The sequence below is a fragment of the Myxococcales bacterium genome, from assembly GCA_016703425.1.
Lineage (GTDB): Bacteria > Myxococcota_A > Polyangia > Polyangiales > Polyangiaceae > JADJCA01.
In genome coordinates, this window is record JADJCA010000007.1 from 693270 (window position 1) to 708939 (window position 15670).

A 15670-nucleotide genomic window follows, 5' to 3' on the forward strand; every position below is an offset into this window, starting at 1 on the left:
CGGGCCGCGCTCAGAAGCGACCGTGCATCGAGACGCTGCGGCCGGCGAGGCCAACGACGACGGGGGGCACCGGGGAACGAGGACGCAACGTCAAATAGAGGCTCACGCCGGCGCCGGCGATGGCGGCCGCGCCAAGCAGATCGGTCGCGAGCGCGAGATCCTTGGACTTGGAAGCGGCGGCCTCGAGCTCGGCGGCCGTCACAGTGCCCGGCACTCGTGCTCGCCTGTCGGCGAGGTCGCTCGAAGCGCCGAGCGCGAGGACCCCCGTGACGGTCGCGCCCGCGGCAAGGCCACCCGTGACGACCCAGGTCACCACGTGCGGCGCAACGGTCGGCCCCGGCGCCTGCCCAGGCTCGCGCGACTTTGGCGTTGAAGCCGCTTTCGAGCCTTCTGTTCCTAGGTCCACGCGAACGTCGTCACCCCCGGCGACCTCGACGGTCCGAGAGAGCCGCGTACCTGAAGGCCCTTCGCCGGTCCGGAGGCGCCTTCGGCCAGCGCTGACGACGAGCGGCAAGGGCAGCGGGAGCTGGCCCACATGTTCGTCATCGACGAAGACCTCGAGACCGGCGGGACCCGAGACGTGCAGCCTCGCGACGCGGCCCTCGAGCCGAGCAACCTCTCGTTCGACGTCGGCGCGGCGGCTCGCCGAGATGCGCTCGCCGCCCTGATCGAGGTAGAGGCGGAAGGACTTGAGCGCCGCGGCGTAGAGCTGGAGCTGATACTCCGCTTGTCCAATGTTGTAGAGCACACGAAACTCCGGAAGTGTCTCGTAAGCTCGCCGAAACTCCACCAGGGCCGTGGCGAAGTCCGCTTCGTCGTAGAGCTCGACGCCGCGACGAAAGTGGCGCTGCGCCAGCTCGGCAACCTTAGGCTTCGCGTCCTCCCCATCGGGCGCTGCGAGCGACGGCGCGGCGATGGCGAGGACAAAGAGTGCGCTCACGGCGGCGGCGGCGAGGCGGCGTCTCATGGCTTCGAAGCATACGGATCTTCGCGGTCGATGGGGCGCTTCGGACGCACTGGCTTTTGCCTCAGGCTCTCTCCTGTCTCGTTCGTGTGCGTCGGCGGCGCCGCCTCCGCGGTCGATGGGGACGGCTCGCCGCGGGCGTCGAGCACTCGTTGCGCACGGACGCGGGGTTTGCCCTTGGCCGAGGGAAGGTCGGCCACCGACACGGCGGGCTGCTCCAACGCCGGAGCGCCGAGATGTCGCGCGCCCGCCGCCTCGCCCGTGGAAGGGAGGTCCACGGCAGGAGCCTCGGTGGCCCGCGCCGCGATCAACGGGGCGCTGGCCGCCATCGACGTGCCACGAGAGAGCGTCACCGCACTCACGATGGCAATCGCGAGCGACAACGCGGCGACGGCAGCGGCCCCCCTCGCGAAGCGGCCCTTTGCGCCGCTCACCCGTTCAAGGGCGCGTTTCACCGCCGCCGCCGATGGGAACCGCGCTTGCGGCTTTTGTTCGAGGCACCGGTCGACCACGGCGCGGTAAGGCGGCGGCACGAGGTTCGCGCCCTCCAGCGTGAACGAGCGGCCGGCGAAGAGGCGGTAGGCGATCAGGCCGAGCGAGTAGACGTCGGAGACCGATGTAGCCGGCTCACCTCGCGACTGCTCGGGCGACCAATAGGCCGGCGTCCCCACGAGCCCGCGGCCCTGGTGGCGGCTCACCTGCGCGTTGACGTCGCGCGCCAGACCGAAGTCCATCACGATGACGCGCCCCTTCTCATCGAGGGCAATGTTGCCCGGTTTGAGATCGCGATGGACGATCCCGGCCGCGTGCGCCGCGCCGAGGGCGTCGCAAATCTGGCTGAGGATGCGAACCGCCACCTCGGGCGGCGGGGTCTCACGCTGGAGGTGCGCCTCGAGCGTTTCGCCGTCGACGAGCTCCATCGTCAGGAACGTCACGCCGTCGCTCGACTCCACGTCGAAAACGCGCCGCACGTTCGGGTGAACGATGCGTCGCCCGAGGCTCACCTCGCGACGAATCGAGTCGAGCACGCGCGGATCGGCGCTCAGGTTGGGCCAAAAGACCTTGATGGCGACTTGCCCGCCGAGCGCTTCATCGGCGGCCTCGAAGACCATCCCCATGGCGCCGTGGCCGAGGGGCCTCTGAATGCGGAAGCGTCCCTTGAGCAGCGTACCGGGGGCGGGCAGAGCGCGTTCGAGGCGAGGCTCGGTGGGCGTGCCTTCGCCCCAAGGCCCGGTGGCTTGACGGGCCAACTCGGCCACGAGCCGACGGCACTCGTCGCAGACATCGAGGTGGGCCTCGACCTCATGGCGAGCCGAGCCGCCACCGTCGATATAGTCGAGGATGGCGCTTTCGTGGACGTGGGAGCGATCGAGAGCGTTCATGGTCACGTGGGGTATTTTCGCGTGCTGGCCGGGTCAGCGCTAAGCCACCGAGCCAAAGGGGGTGCAATCGATGTGCCCGCGCCTCCGACGAAAGTTTTCGCCAGCAACGCGACACCGCGTGGCAGCCGGCGTCACCCAAGCGATGGATCGCAAAGTTGAGAGGTGGGGGCTGTGGACAGGGTCACGTCCGGACACGGAGGAGAGCGTCGACGCGCACCTGGCTCTTCGCTCGTATCGGGCCCTCCGGGTTCTTGGTGAAGGCGGCATGAGCAAAGTCTGGTTGGCACGTCACGTGCGAACTGGAGCGCTCGTCGCCGTGAAGACCATGAAGGAAGAGTCGCGCGGCGAGGCGGCGCGACTCATTCGGGAGGCACGGCTCGCGCGTCGCGTGGTCCACCCGAACGTGCTGCGCGTTCGTGAGCTCCTGCGCGCGCCGGGCGGCCAAGTCGCCCTCGTGATGGACTACCTGGTCGGCGAATCGCTCGCGAAGAACCTCGCGCGAGGTCGGGCGCTTCCCCTGCTCGTGGCGGCGCGCCTCGGGTGCGGCCTCGCAGCGGCGCTCGACGCCACGCACCGGGCGGGCGTCGTCCACCGCGACGTGAAGCCCGACAACGTGCTGCTCGCCGAGCGCGGCAGCGAGCTCCAGGCGACGCTCGTCGACTTCGGCGTGGCTACCTGCGCGCACTGGTCCGGCCCCGGCGGCGCAACCGATTGCGTGGGCACGCCGAGCTACATGGCGCCGGAGCAGATCCAGGGACTCGCCGTGGACGGCCGCGCCGACGTGTTCTCTCTCGGCGTGGTGCTCTTCGAATGCCTCGCCGGATTGAACCCCTTCGAAGGCGTCGATCTGGTCGACACCTTCCGACGCACCCTCGCACCGGCACCCTCGTTGGCCCGCTTCGCGCCGTCGCTCCCGGCCCCCGTCATCGAGCTCATTGACGGGATGCTGCGCACCGATCGCGAGACGCGTCTCTCGAACCTGCGCCACGTCTACGACACGCTGCTCGCCTCCGCCCACGAGCCGGCGGTCGACGTCGCCTGGCTCGGCGAGGCCTCGACGGCACGGTGGCTCGACGTCGCGTAGAGCGCGTTTCAGTCGACGCTGAAGACCAACTCGACATCACCAGAGACGAGCGCTCCGCCGTCCCCACCGATGGTCTTCCCGATCATCGCGTTGATGACGCAGGTGCCCGCGCTCTTCGCGATGGGCGGCGAGCCCGTGAGCGTGGTGCTATTGACGCGCCCGTCGTCGTTGGCGTCGAGGTGCAAGGTCATGTGAGACGGGACGGGGCGCGGGCCCTTGCCGGTGAGGCCACTACGATAGCAGGCCACCAAGGTGGTCAGCGGCACAGCCTTTCGAAGCGTCTCGGGGCTGACGCCGAGCGCTCTCACGGCTTGCACCGTCACGTTGCCTTGTTTTGCGTCCCACTTGGCCGACCCCGCGTCGGCGAAAGCGAGCGCCACGCCACCGTCGGAGAACGCGACGGCAGGCGCGCCGCCGTCATTCAAGGTCCCTCCCATCGACGCGACGCGAAGCGGGCCGCCATCCACGTCGACGGAGGCCGCGGAGCCCTTCGTTCCCACGGCCCTCGGCTTCTTGTCGGGCGCTTTCGCCGCGCCCTTCTCATCGACCGTCGGTGCGCCCGACACGTCCACGTTCGACGGGTCGCGCATCGCGGTGGCCACGGAGGGCACCGACCTCGCCGACGCGCTGGCGATGGGGCTCGGTTTGTCCGGAGTCGGCTTCGCCTTCACCAAAAACGCGAAGACGCCGCCGGCCACGGCGAGGAGCAGCGCCCCGAGCAGGATGCCACCCCAACGGGGCCGGACGCCCGGCGGTGGCGGAATCGATTCGGGCACCTCGCTCTTCGCTGGCACGCTCGGACGAACGGCGCGAATGGCCGACGAGTCGAAGGCCACCGCGGTGTCGGCGGTGCTCTGCGGCACCTCTTCTTGCCCCGCGCCGACGACGACGCGCGAGGCGATGGCCGCTTGCGCTTCCGCGGCCGTGAGGCTTCGGTGCGGCGCCGTTGAGCCGCCATGCGCCGAGAGGGCCGTGCGGAGCTCCGCGCGCATCTCGCGCGCCGTCTGGTACCGCTCCTCCTTCTTCTTCTTCAGCGCTCGGAGACAAATGGCCTCGAGCGCGCCATCGACGTTGGGCCGTAGCGCCGAAGGAGGCGTTGGGTCTTCGGTCACGTGCTTGAGCACGATGCCCAAGGCGCTCTCGGCCTCGAAGGGCACCTTGCCGGCGAGCATCTGGTAGAGAATGACGCCGACCGAATAGAGATCGCTCCGCGCGTCGAGCACCTCGCCGCGGCCCTGCTCCGGCGACATGTATTCGGGCGTCCCAACGACGAGCCCCTCGGTCGTGATGGCTGGTCCCGTCGCGACGGCGGGCTTCTCACCACGCCGATCGGTGATCTTGGCGACGCCGAAGTCGCAGACCTTGATGAGATCGTGGGGCTTGCCTTCGTCGTCGGTGCCAGCAAGCACGACGATGTTTTCTGGCTTGATGTCGCGATGGACGACGCCCATCTCGTGGGCCACCGCGATGGCGGCCAGCATCTGGAGCAAGATGTCGCAGATGCGCTCCGGCGGCATAGGACCGTCGTCGTGAAGCACCGTGTAGAGGTCGCGACCGTCGAGCAGCTCCATGGCGAGGTACAAGAGGCCGTCGGGCTCCTCGCCGAAGTCGATGACGCGAACCGAACACGGGTGGTCGATGCGCGAAGCGGCCTTCGCCTCGCGGAGGAAGCGCGCCACGTACGCCGGATCGCGCGAGAGATCGCGGTGCATGACCTTGATGGCCACGTCCTTGTCGAGGGCGAAATGCCTCGCGCGGTAGACGGCTCCCATGGCTCCGCCCCCGATGGCCGCATCGACGACGAACTTGCCGGCGATGGTGCGCCCAAGGAGGGCGGGATCGGGCTTTTGAGCCATAAGAGACGAAGGTTAGCCGAAGCGTTGCTCGCGATGAACCGGCGAATGGCGCGTGGATGGCGACGCGTCGTCTTGCGCGTCAGGAAATCGCGTAGCGCGAGAAGGCCTCGCGAGCGCGACGAAGCGCGTCGGCGTCGCCACCGCGCAGCTCCGAGACGCTCTTGGCGACGTCGAGGGGCCTCGCCCCTTCGAGGATCATGGCTCGCGCTTGCCCGTCACCGGTCAAGAGGTCGAAGGCCGGGATGTCGTCGACGAACTCGTAGCGCTCGGTACGAAACGCGAACCGCTCGGGCGCTTGCTCGGCGCACAAGGCAATGAGCGCCACGTAGGTCGCGACCGGGAGAAAGCGGCGCTCGTCGATGGGGTAGACCTCGACGCCGCCGCAGGTCTCGCCGGCGAACTTGTGGAACGTGGGGCGAAAGGTCAGCGGCCGGACGCGCACGCCCGGGAGGTCGAGCGCGTGAAACGCGTTCGCGAGCGCCGCACCGTCGATGAAGGGCGCGCCGAAGACTTGAAACGGCCTCGTCGTGCCGCGCCCCTCCGAGAGGTTGGTGCCCTCGAGCAAACACCCGCCCGGATAGACGAGCGCCGTCTCGCGCGTCGGCATGTTGGGCGACGGCATCACGAAAGGACGGTCCCAGGTGTCCGCGCCGCCACGCCCTGCGTCGCCGCGCACCGCGACGACTTGCACCTGCTCGGGCGACGCGCCGTGTTTCTCGGCTTCGGCGGCGACAATCTCACCGAGCGTGAGGCCATGCCGAACGGCGATAGGCTCAAGCCCAACAAAGGAGCGATAGGCCATGAGCTGGCTCCGCCCCTCCGCTTGCGAGAGATCGCCGCCGATGGGATTCGGGCGATCGAGGACGAGCACGCGCTTCTTCGCGTCGACGGCCGCGCGCATCGCCAGGACCGCGGTCCAAACGAACGTGTAGTAGCGCGAGCCAACGTCCTGAAGATCGACGACCAGGAGGTCGACGTCGGAGAGGTCCTCGGCCTGCGGGACGAGCTCGAGCAGGCTGTCACCGTAGAGGCTGCGGATGGGAATCCCGTGGCGCGTCTTGCCGTGCTGGACGCCCACCATGTCTTGCGCCTCGCCTCCGAAGCCGTGCTCCGGACCGAAGAAGACCTTGGGCCGAACGCCCAACACCTCGAAGACGTCGCCGGCGTGCGCGAGGTCGCGCGTCACGGACGCGGGGTGCGCCAAAACGCCCACCTTGGTGCCACGCAAGAGCCGCGAGAGGGGCGCCTCGGAAAGCAGCCGATCGAGTCCTGTCTCCATGGGCCCCGACCGTACCCGCTCCCCGCCTGCGAGGGCAGTACGCACCGTTTGCGCATTCGAAATGCTTCATTTCAAGCCCTCAGGGAATCCCATAGATTGGCTATGAAGGTTTTACGTACCGGCGTCGGCGCGACGCCGGTACCCAAGGAGCCCCCGTTGAAGCGCATCCTGGTGGTCGACGACGAAGAGAACATCCGGCTCGTCCTAAAGACGTTGCTGCGCAAGCACGGCTATGAAGTGGAGGTCGCCGACGGCGCTGAGCAGGCCTTGGCGTCCCTCGACGCCTTCGGTCCCGACGTCATCCTCACCGACGTCCGGATGCCCAAGATGGGCGGCCTCGATCTCCTGGCGACGCTGCGCGCCAAGAACGTGCACGCCACGGTCATCGTGATGAGCGCCTACGGCAACGTCGACCTAGCCCTCGAGGCCATCAAGGCCGGCGCGTACGACTACATCTCCAAGCCCTTCAAGCCCGACGAGGTTGTCCTGGCGCTCCGCAAGGCGGAGGAGCGCGAGCTTCTGCGTCGCGAGAACCGGGCCCTCAAGGAGCAAATCAAGAAGGAGCATCAGTTCGAGACGATCCTCGCGAAGAGCCCGCAAATGCAGGACGTCTTCAAGACCATCTCGAAGATCGCCGACTACAAAACGACGGTCCTCATCAGCGGCGAGAGCGGGGTCGGCAAGGAGCTCGTCGCGCGGGCGATCCACGCGAGGAGCGCGCGCAAGAGCGGCCCTTTCGTCGCCATCAACTGCGGCGCGATCCCCGAGTCACTGCTGGAGAGTGAGCTCTTCGGTCACAAGAAGGGCGCCTTCACGGACGCAAGCTCGGACCGGCGCGGCCTCTTCGAAGAGGCCCACGAAGGCACGCTCCTCTTGGACGAGATCGGTGAGCTGCCGCTGAACCTGCAGGTGAAGCTCCTCCGCGCGCTCCAAGAAGAGACCATTCGCCGCGTCGGCGACACCAAAGACATCAAGGTCGACGTGCGCATCCTCACGGCCACGCACCGCGACCTCGCCGCCGAGGCCAAGGCGGGCCGCTTCCGCGAGGACTTGTTCTATCGCATCAACGTCCTGCCCATCGCCATCGCGCCGCTGCGCGAACGACGCGACGACATTGGCCTCCTCATCGACCACTTCCTGTCGCGGAACAACACGCGCCTCGGCACGCAGGTCCGCGGCGTGTCACCGGAGGCGCGGCGCATGCTCCTCGAGTACGCGTGGCCCGGCAACGTGCGTGAGCTCGAGAACACCATCGAGCGTGCCATGGTCCTCGCCGAGAGCGACATGCTCGAGGTGTCGGACCTTCCGGAGCGCGTCCGTGAGGCGCTCGATCCGGTGGCGGTGCAGCTCGCGAGCGGCGAGCTCTCCATCAAGAAGACCGTCGCGGCCATCGAAGAGATCCTGATTCGCCGCGCCCTCGCCAAGACCAAGGGCAACCGAACGCGGGCCGCCGAGATCCTAGAAATCAGCCATCGGGCCCTGCTTTATAAGATTAAGGACTACGAGATTCTGGACCTGTGAGGGCCGAACCGGGGGCCTCTTTGCCCCACAAGAGCACGCGCGGAGGGCGGAGAGAGAGGCGTGCACGGGCACGTTCACGTTTACGGGGAGCGAGGGTCGCAAAGGCGCGAAATACACTCTAGAGTCGGTACGTGGGGTCATGAGCATGAACGACGAGTCACGAGAGAAGCTGCTCGAGACGGTGCGCAAGGCCGTGATCGGCGATCACACCATCATCGAGGGGCCCCTTCGGCGCCCGACGGCTCGTGTACGCGGACTACGCGGCGTCGGGACGGTGCCTCGAGTTCATCGAGGACTTCATGCGGGCGCGCGTCATGCCGCTCTACGCGAACACCCACAGTGAGGCATCGGGCACCGGCGAGCAGACGACCCGATTTCGTGAAGACGCGCGCGCCATCATCCACGAAGCGGTGGGCGGCGGCGACGGCGACGTCGTGCTCTTCGCAGGCTCCGGCGCCACGGGGGCCGTGCACCGACTCATCGAGTGCATGAACCTGCGGATTCCCGCCGACCTCGACGGAAAGTACAAGCTCACCGAGCGGATCCCGGAAGCCGAGCGGCCGGTCATTTTCATCGGGCCCTACGAGCACCACTCCAACGAGATCCCTTGGCGCGAGTCCATCGCCGACGTCATCGAGATCAGCGAAGACGAGCACGGCCACGTCAACATGCGTGAGCTCGAAGAAGGGCTCGTGCGTTACGCCAAGCGGCCGATTCGCATCGGAAGCTTCTCGGCCGCGTCCAACGTGACGGGCATCCTCACCGACACGGACGCCGTCGCGGCGCTCTTGCACAAGCACGGGGCCCTCGCCTTCTTCGACTACGCGGCGGCCGGGCCCTACGTGCCCATCGAGATGAATCCGCAAGCGCGAGGTGGGGCTCCTCTCGCCTACAAGGACGCGATCTTCCTCTCGCCTCACAAATTCATCGGGGGGCCCGGGAGCCCCGGGGTCTTGGTCGCGAAGAAGGACCTGTTCGTGAACCGCGTGCCGTCGGTGCCTGGCGGTGGCACCGTGGCCTACGTCAACCCGGAAGCTCATCGATACCTCGAGGACGTGGTGCACCGCGAGGAAGGTGGCACGCCTCCTATTCTCGAATCGATCCGCGCAGGCCTCGCCTTCCAACTGAAGAGCGCCATCGGCGCCGACCTCATCCTCGAGCGCGAGAAAGATTTCCGGCGCCGCGCCATTGAAGCCTGGAGCCGAAACCCGCGCATCCGGGTCCTCGGCAATCCCGCGGCCCCGGCCCTCTCAATCCTCTCCTTCGAGATCGTCCACGAGAACGAGCGACGCCTTCATCACGGATTCGTCGTGCGGCTCCTCAATGACCTCTTCGGCATCCAGGCCCGCGGCGGGTGCTCTTGCGCGGGACCCTACGGGCATCGCTTGCTCGCCATCGACCTCGATACGTCGCACGAATACGAGCGCGAAATCGTGAGCGGTCGCGTTGGCATGAAGCCCGGCTGGGTGCGCGTCAATTTCAACTACTTCATCGACGACGATGCCTTCTCCTTCGTCGTGCGCGCCATCGATTTGGTGGCGAGCCACGGGCACCGCCTCTTGCCCGAGTATCGCTTCGATCCCGTCAGCGGCGCTTGGCAACACCGGCGGCCCAGCCCGGCGCCGCTGTCGCTGCGGCAACTCTCGTACAGGACGGGCACCTTCGCGTGCCCCGAATCGGTGCGCCCTACGGCTGCCGCTTCGTACGAGGAGTGCTTGGCGGAGGCCACGCGCCTGTTCTTGTCGGGGCCGATGGCGGCGTGCTCCGAGCCACCGCCGCTGCCGGAGAGCGCCGAATCGCTGCGTTGGTTCATGCTCGGGAGCGAAGCCCTCGCGAACGACGCGCTCCCGAAGACCTGACGCGCGGCCGCACACGCACCAAAAAAATCACCCGAAACGAGGGCGAAAGAAGCCGATAGGGGCGACCAAGATGCCCCGGGCCCCTTCGAGCACGTTCCATTCGAGTGGCGGTTGCTCTACGGTCCCCGCCCATGAAGACGAAGCGCGCCGCCCAAAAGTCGAAGTCGTCACCAAAGACGACGAAGGCGGCCCCCAAAAAGCCTGGCAAAGCGGCCCCTTCGAAGGCGCGCGTGCCGGCCAAAGCGGCTCCCGCCAAGGCCAAGGTCCCCGCGCCCAAGCCCGCCAAGGCGGCACCCGCGCCCGCCATGAAGGCGCCTCCCAAGGGTGGCAAGGCCGCGGCCGCGGCGCCCACGGCCACCAAGGCCCCTCAGAAAGTCGCCGTACTTCCGAAGCCCAAGACGGCGTCGCCGGCCGACAAGGCGGCCGAGTCTTTGCGCGGCTACCTCAAGCGCATCGCGAACCACGCCTACGCCAACGCGTCCGAGGCCGGCATCCTCGACGAAGATCCCGACTGCGGGACCAGCGCGTGGGCCAACGAGGGCAAGTGGCTCTTCTTGACGGCCTACTACCTCTTGGACGACGCGCTTCGAGCCGACAAGACCATCAAGCGACTCGTCGGCGAGAGCGCCGATCTCTTCGATGACGATTTCGGCGACGCCCGGTTCAACGAAGACGCGCTCGACGACGACTACCTCGCGTCGGGGAAGATCTTTACGGGCACGGCGGTGGTCGCGGGCCCCACGGATTTCTCTAAAGCCGTCAAGCGGCGCGCCCTCGCCGACGAGCTCGACGATGGCCTCGTCGACGACGGCGACGACGAGGACGGCGAGGATGACGACGACGACGACGACGAGTGAGTAAGGCGGCCACCTGGCCCTCGAGGTGATCTCAAGTCGAGAAGCACGACCCCTCCCAAAAGTGCCTCGGAACGAATCCCGGACACTTGCGGCGCCAGGCGGCTTGGCCCCTGTGTTGCACACAGTGTCGGCATGAGACACTTCACCATCCGCGTTCTGTCGACCGTTGCCCTAACCCTCGCCGCCGCGTGCGGCGGCTCCAGTGACGAAGGCGAGCAGACAGCGTCGGAGGTGCGGACGGCCGCGGCGACGACCACCACGTTCCGGATGACGAGCGCCGACGTCGGCGAGTGGTTCTTCCGCCTCTCCGTCAAGGCCGGCAAGGTCGACGGCTATGGGCTCCAGCACAACGAACGGGGCATGCCCGGCTTTGCGCCGACCAAGGTGACGGGCACCGTCGACGCGGCGGGCGTGTACGAGCTCACGTGGCTGCTGGCGTTCAAGGGGGAGCACCCCGTGCTCCTGAAGCTCAAGCCCGAAGGCAACGATCTCGTCGGCACCGTCGGCGACGCGAGCGAAGACGTGAGCCGCCACTCCGCCGCGCGCCTATCGCCCCTCGCCGCGGGGACCATGGACAAGGATGGCCGCCCCATCGCGGTGACCTATCAAAAGGCCGGCGGCGACCCCTGCCAGGTTTCGGTGACGGGCGCCGAGGTGCTTGGTCTGGGCAACGTCAAGGTAGAGGACGCGATCAACGCGAAGCTCACGGCGGTCGTGCCGAAGGCCGAGAGCCTCTGCAAGGCGCCGGTGGAGTCGGTCCTCGGCGGCGCCGGCTTCGGCGTCTTGCGGCCCGACTTGCTCTCGTACTCAACCTACCTGTCGGCCAACTTGCCCAACGACGGCGTCAAGGACGAGCCGCGCCAGCGCGAGAACATCTACCTCGCCGACGGCTCCTCCGTGAAGCTCTGGGGTGAGGTGCTGACGCCGGGAAAGAGCGCGGAGATCTTGGTCGAGATCAACAAGATCATCGACTCCTTCGATGAGCGGCGCGACATGATGACGGCGGCCGACAAGGCCGAGCTCAAGGGCATCATGGCGGCGCGTGCGTCGGGCGACAAACTGAAGAGCGAGTTCTTGCTCACGGAGCGCGGTGTGTCGTTCGCGGCACCCGGCTTCTCCAACCTGCGCTACTCGAGCGTCCTCGTGCCCTACGCCGCGCTCGCGCCGCTCTTGGTCCAAGACGGCAAGGCGCGCTCGGCCTGGGCGCCCTGATACGAAGGCACCATCAACAGCCCTCGCGAGGCTTCTTCGCGGGGGCCGGCCGTTTGGGCGCCGGGCGCCCCGCAGCCGGCACGCCGGCTTCCGCGGGCGGCAGCGACGACGCCGACGGTACCGGGCCTTGCCCACTAGGAGCGCCGCTCGCCGGTGGCGCGGGGGCTTGCGGCGCGGAAGGCGGCGGCGCGGTGGCGCTGAGCCACTCCTCGTAACCACCGAGGAGAAACTTCACATTCGAAAATCCCCGCGCCCGGAGGAGGAACCACGCCTGCGAAGCGTGAATGCCGCCGCCCGAATACAAGACGAGCGCCGCGTCGCGAGGAGCCGAGAAATCTTTGAGCGCCGCGAGCGTGATGTTCTCGGCGCCGGGCACATGGCCCGCCTCAAACTCGGCCGGCGCGCGCAGATCGATGGCGCGCACCTTCTTGGCAAGGAGGAGCGCTTGAAGCTCGAGGGGCGCGACATGATCGGCGCCCCGGTCGACCTCCGACGCGAGCGCCTCGAGGTCGAGCGTCGCGCGCGTACGAGTCGGCGGATCGCGGAGCACGAGCGCGCCGGCGCCCAAGAGCGCCGCCACGATGGCGAGCGTGCGAGGCGCCGACGTGGTCATTCGGCGGGCGCGGGCGCCGCGGCGGTGGGCGAAGGCTTCGCGGCCTTCTCGCCGCGCCGTTCGACCCATTCAGCGAGCCGGAAGCACCCGAGCGCCATCGCCACGACCGCCGCGACGACCACACCATAGGGCAAGCCGAAGGCCTCCGGGAGCGTGAGCACGCCTTTCGGCGTGCTCTGGTAGAACGCGTCGATGAACGAGCTCCCCTCGCCGAAGGCGAAGATGCCGAGGGCCATGCCGCCGAGGTAGAAGAGCGCGTCGCGCCGGCCCGAGGCGATGCCCACGATGGAGGTGCCGGGACAATAGCCGCCGATGATGAAGCCGGCGCCGAGCACGAAGCCGCCGACTGTTTGCGGCAGGAGGTGCGTCGGCTCCACGTAGACCATGCCGAGATCGAGGACGCCGAAGGCAGCCAGGTAGTAGAGGCCGAGCATCGCCGTGACGATGGCTGTGAACATGACCTTGAAGACGGCGAGATCGGTCAAGTAGAACTGCGCGACGAGCTTCTTGGCGCTGCCAAAGCCGGCGCGCTCCAGCGCGAAGCCGAAGCCAAAGCCGATGAGGATTGCCAGCGCGAGCGAGACGCCTTCGCCGAAGAGACCGTACTTGAAGAGCGGCGCCATCAGTTCCACTGCCTCCGCATGAGAGAGGCGAAGGCATAGCCGCCGGCAAACACCGCCATCATGAAGGCCCAGCTGCCGGCGTTGAGCATGGCGCCGCCCGTGAGCGCTTGGCCGCTCGGACAGCCGCGGGCGAGCTTCGCCCCCACGCCGACGAGGGCGCCGCCGAAGGTGGCGAGCAGGAACCGCGTCCGGACCGAGACGTTGGGCCCCTTGTCGACGGTCGCGCGAGCGCGACCCGCGAGGCGCGCCGACACGTAGCCGCCGAGGGCGACACCGAGCACCTCGAGCACGAGCCAGTCTCGATGGAGGCCGGTCCCGAGGTAACGCGAGAAGGCGTCTACGTTCCGAGCATGCTCAGGTGAGACGGCGTTGACGCACGCCGCGACACACGACGCCACGGCGCCCGACGCACCGATGCCGCGTCCCATGAGGACGAAGGCGCCCAAGAGAACGAGCCCGAGCCCAACGCCGGCCACATAGGGATTGGCGAAGGGCTGAGGCGCGCGGTCTGAATGTTCCGCCATGCCCCACGAAGAATACGTGGTTCACGCCGGAGGGCGAGGATTTGGGACTGCGCGTGCGCTGACGCGTGCGACCTAAGCCTAGGTCCGCCGCGCGTGTGGGCGCGAACAAGCAGGCCGTGCGGCCTACTTCTCGACGGCCGTGTCTTCGCGGTTGCCCCACTCCTGGAAGGAGCCGTCGTAGAGCGAGACGTTGGTGTACCCGAGCTCACGAAGGACCAGCATGCTGTGCGAGGCGCGAGTGCCGGTCTGACAATAGAGGACGACCTTCTTGTCGGGCGTCACGCCTTTGCTCGTGAGCAGGGTACGTGCTTGCGCGGCGTTGACGGTCGTCTTGTCCTTGCCGAGGAGCTCCTCGTAGTTGACGTTGACGGCGCCCGGGATGTGACCCGCCTTCTTGTTGTCGCGCGGATCGGTGCCGGTAAACTCGCCGGCGCTTCGCGTGTCGAGAAGCACGGCGTCTTTCGCCGCTACGTGCTTCTTCACGTGGTCGAGCCCCACGATGAGGTTCGCAGGCGCCGATTTGTACGTGGCGGCGGCGAGCTTCTTTGCGTCTGTCGAGAGGGGCTGGCCCGCGGCCTTCCATTGGTCGAGGCCGACGCCGTCCAAGAACATCACGTCTTTGTGCCCGAGGGCCAAGAGCACCACCGCGGGAACCGAGCCGTCGGCCTTGCCGCTGTGGTTGCCATAGACGACCACCTTCGAGTCGTTCGCGATGCCCGCACCACCAAGGAGCGCGTCGTATTTCGCCGTGTCGATGGAACCGTCGGCCTTCGTGAACAGATCGTGGCTCGGCTTGCCGCCCTTCGCCGAGGGCGTTCGCCAAAGCTCGCCGTGCAAGTTGATGGCGCCGGGGATGTGCCCCTTGGCGTAGTCCTCAGGACTGCGCACATCGACAACGACCGTCTTCGCGTCGCCCATCATGGCCTTCACGCGGTCCGCGGTGACAATGACCGTGTACGGGCGCTCGGCAGAAGGCGTCGCCGCCGCGGGCGTTGCCGCCGGGGTCGCGCCGTGAGCCGGAGCCCCAGCCGCGGCCGGCGACGACGGCGTCGCGGGTTCTGCCGGAGCGCCACCGCATGCGCCGACGAGGACGAAGAGGGCTGCCAAACCAAGAGAGGGTGCCTTGCTCATGGGGCGCGAGCCTACCGCGCGCCGCGCGGCCGTGGGTTCGATTCGACAGCGCGGACTTCGGAAGGTGGGGGCGAGTGGTCTTGACGGTTGCCATGCGGACACCGAAGCTCTGGCGGTGCGCTCCACCCTGCGGACGTTGCGCCTGCCGACGTGGTCAGGAGGCATGTTGTCGAGCCTCTCGTTGAGCAACGGGCCCGGCGTCTCGCTGAGCGTGTGGCTCGCGTTGGTCTCGCCGAGCCTGCTCGCCGGATGCGGCGAGCGAAAGCCGCCACAAGTGGCGAGCGCGCCTAGGCCTCCCACGTGGAGTTATGAGATCAGACTGGCGAAGCACGGCATCCTCGAGGCGGAGGCCCACTTCTCGGAAGGGGCCATCGACGACGGGACCGAGCTCTCCGTGACGGAGGGCGCCGAGCCCTTCGTGTCCGACGTGCGAGCTTCGACGGGGAGCGTCGAGCTCCGCGGCACGTCCTGGTTCGTTCGAGGCTGCGCGACGGGATGCACGCTTCGCTACACGTTCGCGCTGCGCGAAGCGGCGCGAACGCTACGAGACGACGAGGTCGCAAACCGCGCCGGTGCAGCGCTCCAGGCGCCGCCCGGGACTTGGCTCCTCCGGCCGCTCGCGGCTCGCTCCGGCGATCGGTTTCGCGTCGCGGTATCGGTGCCGCGAGATCAGGCGTTCGTTACGGGTCTCACGGCGGACCGCGACGCCGACGCCAAAGGCGCCCCCCGACTCTTCTCGGGTGCAGCCATTAGCCTTGGGCGCGG

At 68.0% G+C, this 15670-nt stretch carries 13 protein-coding genes and 1 pseudogene; 6 read left to right on the forward strand and 8 right to left on the reverse strand.

Annotated elements, in window-relative coordinates; all coding sequences use genetic code 11:
* Nucleotides 1–10: 10 nt before the first annotated feature.
* Both IPG50_14920 and IPG50_14925 read right to left on the reverse strand, forming a co-directional pair.
* Nucleotides 11–967, reverse strand: a complete 957-nt coding sequence (locus IPG50_14920; GenBank protein ID MBK6693480.1) for a tetratricopeptide repeat protein — start codon at nucleotides 965–967, stop codon at nucleotides 11–13.
* Nucleotides 964–2346, reverse strand: a complete 1383-nt coding sequence (locus IPG50_14925; GenBank protein ID MBK6693481.1) for a protein kinase — start codon at nucleotides 2344–2346, stop codon at nucleotides 964–966. The genes IPG50_14920 and IPG50_14925 overlap by 4 nt, the downstream gene beginning before the upstream one ends.
* Before the next feature lie 265 nt (nucleotides 2347–2611).
* On the opposite strand from IPG50_14925, the gene IPG50_14930 reads away from it, so the two are divergent.
* The gene (locus IPG50_14930; GenBank protein ID MBK6693482.1) at nucleotides 2612–3430 is read left to right on the forward strand and encodes a serine/threonine protein kinase; all 819 of its coding nucleotides are present in this window, start codon (nucleotides 2612–2614) and stop codon (nucleotides 3428–3430) included.
* 8 nt (nucleotides 3431–3438) lie between these two features.
* On the opposite strand, the gene IPG50_14935 is transcribed toward IPG50_14930, so the two are convergent.
* Together IPG50_14935 and IPG50_14940 are read right to left on the reverse strand one after the other, a co-directional pair.
* Nucleotides 3439–5286, reverse strand: coding sequence for a serine/threonine protein kinase (locus IPG50_14935; GenBank protein MBK6693483.1), 1848 nt, complete (start codon nucleotides 5284–5286; stop codon nucleotides 3439–3441).
* A 79-nt stretch (nucleotides 5287–5365) separates the two neighbouring features.
* On the reverse strand, nucleotides 5366–6565 hold the full coding sequence (locus tag IPG50_14940; protein MBK6693484.1) for a DUF1343 domain-containing protein: 1200 nt from the start codon (nucleotides 6563–6565) through the stop codon (nucleotides 5366–5368).
* A 102-nt stretch (nucleotides 6566–6667) separates the two neighbouring features.
* On the opposite strand from IPG50_14940, the gene IPG50_14945 reads away from it, so the two are divergent.
* The 4 genes and pseudogenes from IPG50_14945 (at nucleotide 6668) to IPG50_14960 (ending at nucleotide 12014) form a co-directional block, all read left to right on the forward strand.
* Nucleotides 6668–8086, forward strand: coding sequence for a sigma-54-dependent Fis family transcriptional regulator (locus tag IPG50_14945; GenBank protein ID MBK6693485.1), 1419 nt, complete (start codon nucleotides 6668–6670; stop codon nucleotides 8084–8086).
* Nucleotides 8087–8231: 145 nt separating this feature from the next.
* Nucleotides 8232–9945: pseudogene (locus tag IPG50_14950) on the forward strand (aminotransferase class V-fold PLP-dependent enzyme).
* Nucleotides 9946–10076: 131 nt separating this feature from the next.
* Nucleotides 10077–10802, forward strand: a complete 726-nt coding sequence (locus IPG50_14955; GenBank protein ID MBK6693486.1) for a hypothetical protein — start codon at nucleotides 10077–10079, stop codon at nucleotides 10800–10802.
* Between the two features lie 132 nt (nucleotides 10803–10934).
* Nucleotides 10935–12014: a hypothetical protein gene (locus IPG50_14960; protein MBK6693487.1), complete on the forward strand. Its 1080-nt coding sequence runs from the start codon at nucleotides 10935–10937 to the stop codon at nucleotides 12012–12014.
* Between the two features lie 13 nt (nucleotides 12015–12027).
* Here IPG50_14960 and IPG50_14965 read toward each other — a convergent pair whose 3' ends face one another.
* From IPG50_14965 to IPG50_14980, 4 genes are all read right to left on the reverse strand, one after another.
* The gene (locus tag IPG50_14965; GenBank protein MBK6693488.1) at nucleotides 12028–12627 is read right to left on the reverse strand and encodes a rhodanese-like domain-containing protein; all 600 of its coding nucleotides are present in this window, start codon (nucleotides 12625–12627) and stop codon (nucleotides 12028–12030) included.
* Entirely contained in the window at nucleotides 12624–13250 is a 627-nt protein-coding gene (locus IPG50_14970) for a YeeE/YedE family protein (protein MBK6693489.1), read from the reverse strand. Before IPG50_14970 ends, IPG50_14965 begins: the two co-directional genes overlap by 4 nt.
* The gene (locus IPG50_14975; GenBank protein ID MBK6693490.1) at nucleotides 13250–13774 is read right to left on the reverse strand and encodes a YeeE/YedE family protein; all 525 of its coding nucleotides are present in this window, start codon (nucleotides 13772–13774) and stop codon (nucleotides 13250–13252) included. Before IPG50_14975 ends, IPG50_14970 begins: the two co-directional genes overlap by 1 nt.
* A 123-nt stretch (nucleotides 13775–13897) precedes the next feature.
* Entirely contained in the window at nucleotides 13898–14905 is a 1008-nt protein-coding gene (locus IPG50_14980; protein MBK6693491.1) for a sulfurtransferase, read from the reverse strand.
* A gap of 115 nt (nucleotides 14906–15020) precedes the next feature.
* Here IPG50_14980 and IPG50_14985 point away from each other — a divergent pair.
* Nucleotides 15021–15670 (forward strand): hypothetical protein (locus tag IPG50_14985; protein ID MBK6693492.1); only part of this gene is annotated, 650 nt, incomplete at its 3' end.

Coding starts and splice junctions, on each gene's coding strand:
- IPG50_14945 (MBK6693485.1), top strand. CDS start 6,668: ATGAAGGTTTTACGTACCGGCGTCGGCGCGACGCCGGTACCCAAGGAG.
- IPG50_14955 (MBK6693486.1), top strand. CDS start 10,077: ATGAAGACGAAGCGCGCCGCCCAAAAGTCGAAGTCGTCACCAAAGACG.
- IPG50_14960 (MBK6693487.1), top strand. CDS start 10,935: ATGAGACACTTCACCATCCGCGTTCTGTCGACCGTTGCCCTAACCCTC.
- IPG50_14975 (MBK6693490.1), bottom strand. CDS start 13,774: ATGGCGGAACATTCAGACCGCGCGCCTCAGCCCTTCGCCAATCCCTAT.
- IPG50_14920 (MBK6693480.1), bottom strand. CDS start 967: ATGAGACGCCGCCTCGCCGCCGCCGCCGTGAGCGCACTCTTTGTCCTC.
- IPG50_14970 (MBK6693489.1), bottom strand. CDS start 13,250: ATGGCGCCGCTCTTCAAGTACGGTCTCTTCGGCGAAGGCGTCTCGCTC.
- IPG50_14940 (MBK6693484.1), bottom strand. CDS start 6,565: ATGGAGACAGGACTCGATCGGCTGCTTTCCGAGGCGCCCCTCTCGCGG.
- IPG50_14925 (MBK6693481.1), bottom strand. CDS start 2,346: ATGAACGCTCTCGATCGCTCCCACGTCCACGAAAGCGCCATCCTCGAC.
- IPG50_14965 (MBK6693488.1), bottom strand. CDS start 12,627: ATGACCACGTCGGCGCCTCGCACGCTCGCCATCGTGGCGGCGCTCTTG.
- IPG50_14935 (MBK6693483.1), bottom strand. CDS start 5,286: ATGGCTCAAAAGCCCGATCCCGCCCTCCTTGGGCGCACCATCGCCGGC.
- IPG50_14930 (MBK6693482.1), top strand. CDS start 2,612: ATGAGCAAAGTCTGGTTGGCACGTCACGTGCGAACTGGAGCGCTCGTC.
- IPG50_14980 (MBK6693491.1), bottom strand. CDS start 14,905: ATGAGCAAGGCACCCTCTCTTGGTTTGGCAGCCCTCTTCGTCCTCGTC.